Here is a 6,840-nt window from a genome sequence, read left to right on the forward strand (position 1 = left end):
TTGTGCGGCCCGGTTTATTCTGCTGCGGGCAGCACCGTGCCGCGCACCTCGCCCAGCCCGATGCGTAGGCCGTTTTGCTCGGCGTAGCCGCGTAAGATTACCGTGTCACCATCGCGCAGATAGTTTAATTGCAAGCCGTTGGGTAAAGCCAGCGGCTGCGTGCCGCCCAGCGTCATTTCAAGCAGGCAGCCCAGCGAGCCCGCCGTGGGTCCGCTGATGGTGCCCGAGGCGCAGAGGTCGCCCACTTCGAGCGGGCAGCCGTTGGCGGTGTGGTGCGCCAGCTGCTGCGCCATGCTCCAGTAGAGATGGCGCATGGTGGTGTGGCTGACGACCAGCGGCGCGGCCGTGGAGCCGGCCGGCAGCAGCAGCACCTCCAATTGCACGTCGAAGTGGTGCGCGCCCGAGGTTTGCAGGTAGGGCAGGGGCATGGGCTCCTGCGGCGGGCCAGCCACGCGGAAGGGCTCTAGCGCGTCGAGCGTCACCACCCAGGGCGACACGCTACTGGCGAAGTTCTTGCCCAGAAACGGCCCCAGCGGCTGGGCCTCCCAGCGCTGCACGTCGCGGGCGCTCCAGTCGTTGAACAGCAGCAGGCCAAAAATGTGGTTTTCGGCCTCGCCCACGGGCACGGTTTCGCCCAGTGCCGTGGCCTGACCAACCACAAAAGCCGTTTCCAGCTCAAAATCGAGCTGCTGGGTGGGGCCGAAAACCGGCTCCACCTGGCCCGCCGGCAGGTACTGGCCGTGGGGCCGCCGAATGTCGGTGCCACTCACTACGATGGAGCTGGCCCGGCCGTGGTAGGCCACCGGCAGGCGCGACCAGTTGGGCAGCAGCGGGTTATCGGGCCGGAAGAGCCGGCCCGCGTTGGTAGCGTGCTCGCGGCTGGAATAAAAATCGGTGTAGTTGGCGGGCTTCACCGGGCGCAGCATCGTTACGTCGCGCTGGCGCAGCAGGCAGGTGCGCACGGCCAGCTCGTTGTCGCGCAGGCTGGGGTTGTCGTGGCGCAGTAGCTCGCTCACGCGCTCGCGCACGGCCCGCCAGGCGCGCGGCCCCAGCTTGATAAACGCATTGAGCGAGCGCCGCCGAAATACTTTGGGCAGCGCCGCACCCAGCTCGGGCACGTCGTTGGCCACGCTGTCGAAGTAGCCGAGCTGCGCGCAGGCGTACAAATCGAGCGCGTAGCCGCCGATGGCCACCGCCACGCGCGGCCCCCAGTCGGGCACGTCGATTACCCCAAAAGGTAGGTTTTGAATCGGAAAATCGTCGGTGGGCCGGATGTCAATCCAGGAGTGCAGGCTGGGGTCGTTGGCGGGCGAGGCGGGCATGGAAATGAAAAGCGGACGCTGAGTGTCCGTAAAAGAAAACGTCTGTCATGCTGAGCTTGCGAAGCATCTTCTCACGCCAGGGTTATTCCGGACGAGAGAAGATGCTTCGCAAGCTCAGCATGACAGACGTAACGTAAAGTAAGCGGAAGTAGTCTAGCGCGCTTCCACGGCCGTAATCTCGGGCACGGCCTTGCGCACGGTGTCTTCGAGGCCGGCGCGGGTCATGGGCGACATGGGGCAGGCGCCGCAGGCCCCTTCCCACTCCAGCTTCAGCACGCCTTCGGGGGTGATTTCGGCCACGCGCACGTTGCCGCCATCGGTGGCCAGGTACGGGCGCAGCCCGTCCAAGGCTTGCTCAACGCGGGACAAAACAGTATCCATTTCTTTGAGTTTTGAGTTAAGAGTTTTGAGCTAAGAGTTATGATGTTCTGAGTCAGTGGCTTTAAGCGGCCAACTCAAAACTCAAAACTTTTAACTCTTAACTTCGACGATAGTCGTCTTAGGGGCCATGTTGTTGCGAATGCTGACCTGGCGGGCCAGGTTTTCGGCTAGCTCCCGGAACGTGCCCGCTTCCGGCGAAGTTACGTCGGCCAATACGGCCGGGCGGCCAGCGTCGCCGGCTTCGCGCACGGCCTGCACCAGCGGCAACTGCCCGATGAGTGGGACTTGGTGCTTGTCGGCCAGGCGCTGCCCGCCGCCTTCGCCGAAGATATAGTACTTGTTCTCAGGCAGCTCGGCGGGCGTAAACCATGCCATGTTTTCGATGATGCCCAATACCGGCACGTTTATCTGCGGCTGGCGGAACATCTGGAGACCTTTTTGGGCATCCATGAGCGCCACGGGCTGCGGCGTGGTCACGATGATGGCCCCGGTCACGGGCACGGTTTGCACCATCGTGAGGTGAATATCGGAGGTGCCGGGTGGCAGGTCGAGCAGCAGGTAGTCGAGGTCGCCCCAGTCTACCTCCGTAATAAACTGCTTGAGCGCCGACGAGGCCATCGGGCCGCGCCACACAATGGCGTTTTCGCTGGGGGCCAGAAAGCCGATGCTCATCAGCTTCACGCCGTATTGCACCACCGGCTGAATCCGGTTTTTGCCCTGCTGGTCCTGAAACACGTGCGGCCGGGCGTCTTCCACGCCAAACATCGTGGGCATGCTCGGCCCCGAAATGTCGGCGTCAATCAGCCCGACTTTGGCCCCGCTGGCGGCGAGCGCCACGGCCAGGTTGGCCGTTACGGTGCTTTTGCCCACGCCGCCCTTGCCCGAGGCAATGGCGATGATGTTCTTCACGCCGGGCAAAATCGTGTTGTTGTTGCGCATGGTCGTCACGCGCGAGGTCATCTGAATCACCACGTTGGCGTCTTTGTCCACCATCGTGTGCACGGCCCGCTCGCAAGCATCGTGGATGAGCTGCTTCAAGGGGCAGGCCGGGGTAGTGAGCACCACGGTAAACGACACCGTTCGGCCCTCTACCTTAATGTCTTCCACCATGTTGAGCGTAATCAAGTCCTGCCCCAAATCGGGCTCTTCCACGAAGCTCAGGGCGTGGCGGACGGCTTCTATCGTAAGTTCTGGCATACTAGGCAAATGCGCCGCACTGGGCGCAGCTGCAAAGATAACCCAGGCGGCGGGGTAGGGGTTTCCAAGGAGCCGAACAAGTGAGCACGCAGCAACTAAGGTGGTAGCCCACTTGGTAGCTTTGTGGGCTATGGGAAATTATACTGATTCGCCAGAAGATAATCTGTTAAACATCAATGATAAGCAAGCGCTGAATGAGCAAGAAGCGCTAGGCGTAGCGACGGTAGAGCGCTACTTGCTCGAAGAACTGGATTACCCGGTCGAAATTTCGGTGGCGCTGTTGCAAGACCTGCATCGACGGGCCTTCGGCCGGCTCTACGACTGGGCGGGCCAGTGGCGGCGCACGGTGCCCAATGTGGGGGCTTACCTACCCCCGGCCGCTGCGCGCGTGCCGCAGCTACTCTACGAGTTCGTTGATGAGGTGCTGCACCGCCAGCGGCAGCTTCCGCCCGTGCCCACGGTTAAAGAAGTCGCTGGCTTGCTGGCCTATACTCACCATCGGCTGGTAGCCATTGACCCGTTTACCAATGGTAATGGCCGCACGGCCCGATTATTCACCAACTTGCTGGCGTATCAGTACGGGTTTCAGGAAGTAATTCTGTATCAGCGCACGCCGGGCATGAGCCGCACGCAGTACCTGCAAGCCATTCGCCAAGCCGACGACTATGACCTGAGCGGCTTGCAGCGGCTAATCAGCGCGCAGCTTCGGCCGCTGGCGTAGCTGATGGACTATGTTCCGTCAGTTTATACAGTGCTTCCAGCCGCTCTACCGGCACGGTCTGGTCTTCCAAGGCCATTGATGCATACACCGACCGCACAACCATTGCCCTGACAACAGCCGGGTTTTGCAGGTGCGGGTAGCGGTCGCGCAGTTTCATAAAGCTAGAAGCAGCTTAGGAAGGTTATTGCGCCACCTAGGGCGCAAGGTGCAAAGATAACCAGTGCGGCGGGGTAGGAGTTTCCGAGCGGCAAAGAGTTGTGCGCTGTATCTTTACGAATATCAGTAATCAAAATCCATGTCGTAAAACGTGCTATAAATTAGTGAATGGTAGTTTAAATAATTATGGTACACTATCTTGAGGGATTATGCAAGCTATCGATACTATACTATCCGTATATAATTTGAATGAATCTGAGATACGCCGAATCTCAAATGAAGCTAAGAATTCTTCCATTGGTTGTGGAAAGAGAGGAATAGTTAGTGGCGAAACGATAGAAGTAAGTAAAACGTTGTCATCATATACGTGGACATTACTCGATGAAATATCGGATGAAGTGTGGTATTCGGAAATGGAAATAGCTGATAAGATTTTCTTAGGATTTCAGCTATATGAAAAATTTCCAAGCTATTATCACTTTTTAGTGCCGTTTTACCATGGAGTTCGCAATAAAGAAATTACTCTCCTGGAACATAAAAACGTTATTTGGGAGCATTTTATGCAATACCTAGCATCAGATGCTTATTATGCTGACCCTGTTGGTTATGTTTTGTGGGTAGAGTTCTTTGAAGATGTAACCACTGTGAGGGATACGTGGCAAGGATTATTAAATAATTGCCATCATAGAAAATCATTGTTAGCTGTGTTAGAAGTAGCTGGACCTGTACCATTTGATTTGAAGGAAGACGTTTATAAATCATTGATAATGGATAAGAGTAATCATGAATCTATATTTAATAGTCTTTTGTATAGCGCTTTTGATGTTTACGGAAATATTGATAATAGAAAAGCGTCTATTATCTTGGCTCAATTAGAGATTGATACGAAAGCTGAGAATTATAAATTGTTAAGAGATAAATTGGAATAGAGGTTTCGAACTGATACTAAAAGTCAATAAAAAAGCCGTGGTAAGTGCCACGGCTTTTTTTATTATTTCTGAAACTACCCCGGTTGCCCCGGCTCGGAATGCAATAGCCCCGCCGGCACGTCCAGCTCGCCCGAGTGGAAGCCAATCAAGCCGTTGCGCTCGTCCTCGATGTTGGTGGCCTGGGTGTACACGTCGCCCGCGATGGGACGCTTGCGCAGCTCCTTCTTAAACTCGCGGATATCATTGGTGCGGGCTTCCGAATCTTTGGGGCCGCCGTAGTCGGGGAAGCCGAAGCCGCCCCACTCGCTCACCAGCAGCGGGCGCTGGCCACGGTAGAAATAGGGGTCGCCCACCACGAGCGGGAAGGCGGCGGTGCCCTCGATTTCGCCGCGCACGAGGCGGTCGAGCAGCTCGCGCCAGCGGCCCAGGTCGGGGGTGTAGAGGTGGGCCGTGAGCAGGTCTGATTTCAGCTGGCCGTGGTGCGAAATGTGGTGCCAGCCGTCGTTGTCAATCACCAGAAACTGCGGGTGCGCCAGCTGCATAAAGTGGTACATCTGCACGATGTAGCGCTGGGTGGCCGGGTTGGTGGCGATGTCCTGCGCGCCCCAGTCCTCATTATATAGGCTCCAGATGACGATGCTGGGGTGCGTTTCCATCAAACTCAGCATCCGCAGCAGCTCGGCGCGGTGGTTTTCGCGGCTGCGCGGGGTGCTGCTGTGCGGGCTCGGCACCTCCACCCAGAGCAGCAGCCCGAGCTCGTCGGCCAGGTTGTAGATGCGGGGGTCGATGCCGGCGATGTGCACGCGCACCAGGTTGCAGCCCAGCTCTTTCATGGCGTGCATGTGGCGCTGCATCTCGGCAAAGGTGGCCGTGCCGGGCTGGTAGAGGATGCCGTCGAGGTAAATCGGCTCGTTGTTGAGGTACACCTTGCGGCCCCGCGCCTCGATTTTGCGCAGCCCGAAGCGCGCCTCAATCTGGGCGGCGTAGCCGGTGGGGTCGATGAGCTGGGCCACCAGCCGGTAGCGGTGCGGGTTTTCGGGGCACCACACTTCGGCCCCCGGCACTTCCATCGAAAAGCGCTGCTCGTGCTGCCCGGCAGCCAGGCGCATGGCAAAGTCGGAGGTCGCCAGCGGGGCTTCGCCGGGCGCGGCGTCGGGCTCGAATACTTGCAGGCGCACCACGTAGTCGGCCGGGTCGTGGATGCGCAGCGTCAGGTTGAAACGCACCAGCTGGTCTTCAATCGTGCTCACCACGCCCACCCGCGAGCGCAGGCGGTTGCGCTCCACGGCCTCCAGCCACACCGAGCGTACCGCGCCCGAGTGCGTCTGGTACCAGATGCCGCCGCGCTTGTACACGTGCGATTCCTGCTTGCCGCGGGTGGTTTCGGCGTCCATCGTGTCGGCAATGCGGACGGTGAGGCGGTTTTCGCGGTGCAGCAGCTCCTCGGGCAACTCGTAGGTAAAGGAGGTGTACTCGCCGTAGTGCACGTCTTCGCCCTCGATGGTGCGCAGCAGCCGGCCGTTCAGCCACACCCGCGTTTCGTAGCCGCAGGCCCCGAAGGTGAGTTGAATCAGGCGCGATTTGTCGCCGCTAGCCACCTCGGGCAGCGGAAACGTGCGCTCGTACCAGGCCACTATCTTATCCTGCCAGCCGGTGGCGGCGTGGGCCGACACGATGTGCTCCTCAATCGAGCCCGGCCACTGGGCCGTAAACTGGTAGTCGTGGCCGTCCTGCCACTCCTCAATCAGGCCCGCGTCGTCGGGGTCGAGGGCAAAGCGCCAGGTGCCATCCAGCAAAAAGTGCGTGCCCGAGCGCAGCACCGCGCGCGGCAGGTTATTGTCGGTATCGGCCGTGGAGTCGGTGCTGGGCGGGGCCGACAGGCCGTAGTTGGGTTGATTCAGGTCGTCCATCGGAGAAAGGCAGTGGGAAAACAGAACAATTAGGTAACGGACAGCGGGCGCGGAATGATACGCTGGCCGGGGCCACGCTTGGCCATTTGCTTTAAACAACGAACCCCAGCCGGTAGTGGCCAGGGTTTGCTAGATTGTTGTTTTAAAGCAGGTTCCAGAGCGGTTTCGAATTCAGGGTAGAGACGCAATATTTTGCGTCTGGCGTTGCTGAGCAATCGTACCCT

7 protein-coding genes are annotated in these 6,840 nt (G+C 59.0%); 2 read left to right on the forward strand and 5 right to left on the reverse strand.

What is annotated here, in order from left to right; translation table 11 throughout:
* Positions 1-14: 14 nt before the first annotated feature.
* From fahA to VFO93_RS11380, 3 genes are all read right to left on the reverse strand, one after another.
* Complete coding sequence (fahA, locus tag VFO93_RS11370) at positions 15-1,322, reverse strand: fumarylacetoacetase (protein ID WP_325134491.1); 1,308 nt, start codon at positions 1,320-1,322, stop codon at positions 15-17.
* A 153-nt stretch (positions 1,323-1,475) separates the two neighbouring features.
* Positions 1,476-1,703: a NifU family protein gene (locus VFO93_RS11375; protein WP_325134492.1), complete on the reverse strand. Its 228-nt coding sequence runs from the start codon at positions 1,701-1,703 to the stop codon at positions 1,476-1,478.
* A 90-nt stretch (positions 1,704-1,793) separates the two neighbouring features.
* Positions 1,794-2,900 carry an Mrp/NBP35 family ATP-binding protein gene (locus tag VFO93_RS11380; RefSeq protein ID WP_325134493.1) on the reverse strand — a complete coding sequence of 369 codons (1,107 nt, stop codon included), beginning with the start codon at positions 2,898-2,900 and terminating at the stop codon, positions 1,794-1,796.
* Between the two features lie 130 nt (positions 2,901-3,030).
* On the opposite strand from VFO93_RS11380, the gene VFO93_RS11385 reads away from it, so the two are divergent.
* Positions 3,031-3,621, forward strand: coding sequence for a Fic/DOC family protein (locus tag VFO93_RS11385; protein WP_325134494.1), 591 nt, complete (start codon positions 3,031-3,033; stop codon positions 3,619-3,621).
* 365 nt (positions 3,622-3,986) lie between these two features.
* Positions 3,987-4,706, forward strand: a complete 720-nt coding sequence (locus VFO93_RS11390) for a hypothetical protein (RefSeq protein ID WP_325134495.1) — start codon at positions 3,987-3,989, stop codon at positions 4,704-4,706.
* Positions 4,707-4,780: 74 nt separating this feature from the next.
* On the opposite strand, the gene VFO93_RS11395 is transcribed toward VFO93_RS11390, so the two are convergent.
* Together VFO93_RS11395 and VFO93_RS11400 are read right to left on the reverse strand one after the other, a co-directional pair.
* Positions 4,781-6,616: a glycoside hydrolase family 2 protein gene (locus VFO93_RS11395; RefSeq protein WP_325134496.1), complete on the reverse strand. Its 1,836-nt coding sequence runs from the start codon at positions 6,614-6,616 to the stop codon at positions 4,781-4,783.
* 29 nt (positions 6,617-6,645) lie between these two features.
* Positions 6,646-6,840, reverse strand: a 195-nt coding sequence (locus VFO93_RS11400; protein WP_325134497.1) for a hypothetical protein, incomplete at its 5' end; no start/stop codon positions are given.

The sequence above is a fragment of the Hymenobacter sp. genome (assembly GCF_035709525.1).
Lineage (GTDB): Bacteria > Bacteroidota > Bacteroidia > Cytophagales > Hymenobacteraceae > Hymenobacter.

Bases quoted from the DNA above. Each gene is read 5' to 3' on its own strand.
- VFO93_RS11395 (WP_325134496.1), bottom strand. From the start codon at position 6,616: ATGGACGACCTGAATCAACCCAACTACGGCCTGTCGGCCCCGCCCAGC.
- fahA (WP_325134491.1), bottom strand. From the start codon at position 1,322: ATGCCCGCCTCGCCCGCCAACGACCCCAGCCTGCACTCCTGGATTGAC.
- VFO93_RS11385 (WP_325134494.1), top strand. From the start codon at position 3,031: ATGGGAAATTATACTGATTCGCCAGAAGATAATCTGTTAAACATCAAT.
- VFO93_RS11380 (WP_325134493.1), bottom strand. From the start codon at position 2,900: ATGCCAGAACTTACGATAGAAGCCGTCCGCCACGCCCTGAGCTTCGTG.
- VFO93_RS11390 (WP_325134495.1), top strand. From the start codon at position 3,987: ATGCAAGCTATCGATACTATACTATCCGTATATAATTTGAATGAATCT.
- VFO93_RS11375 (WP_325134492.1), bottom strand. From the start codon at position 1,703: ATGGATACTGTTTTGTCCCGCGTTGAGCAAGCCTTGGACGGGCTGCGC.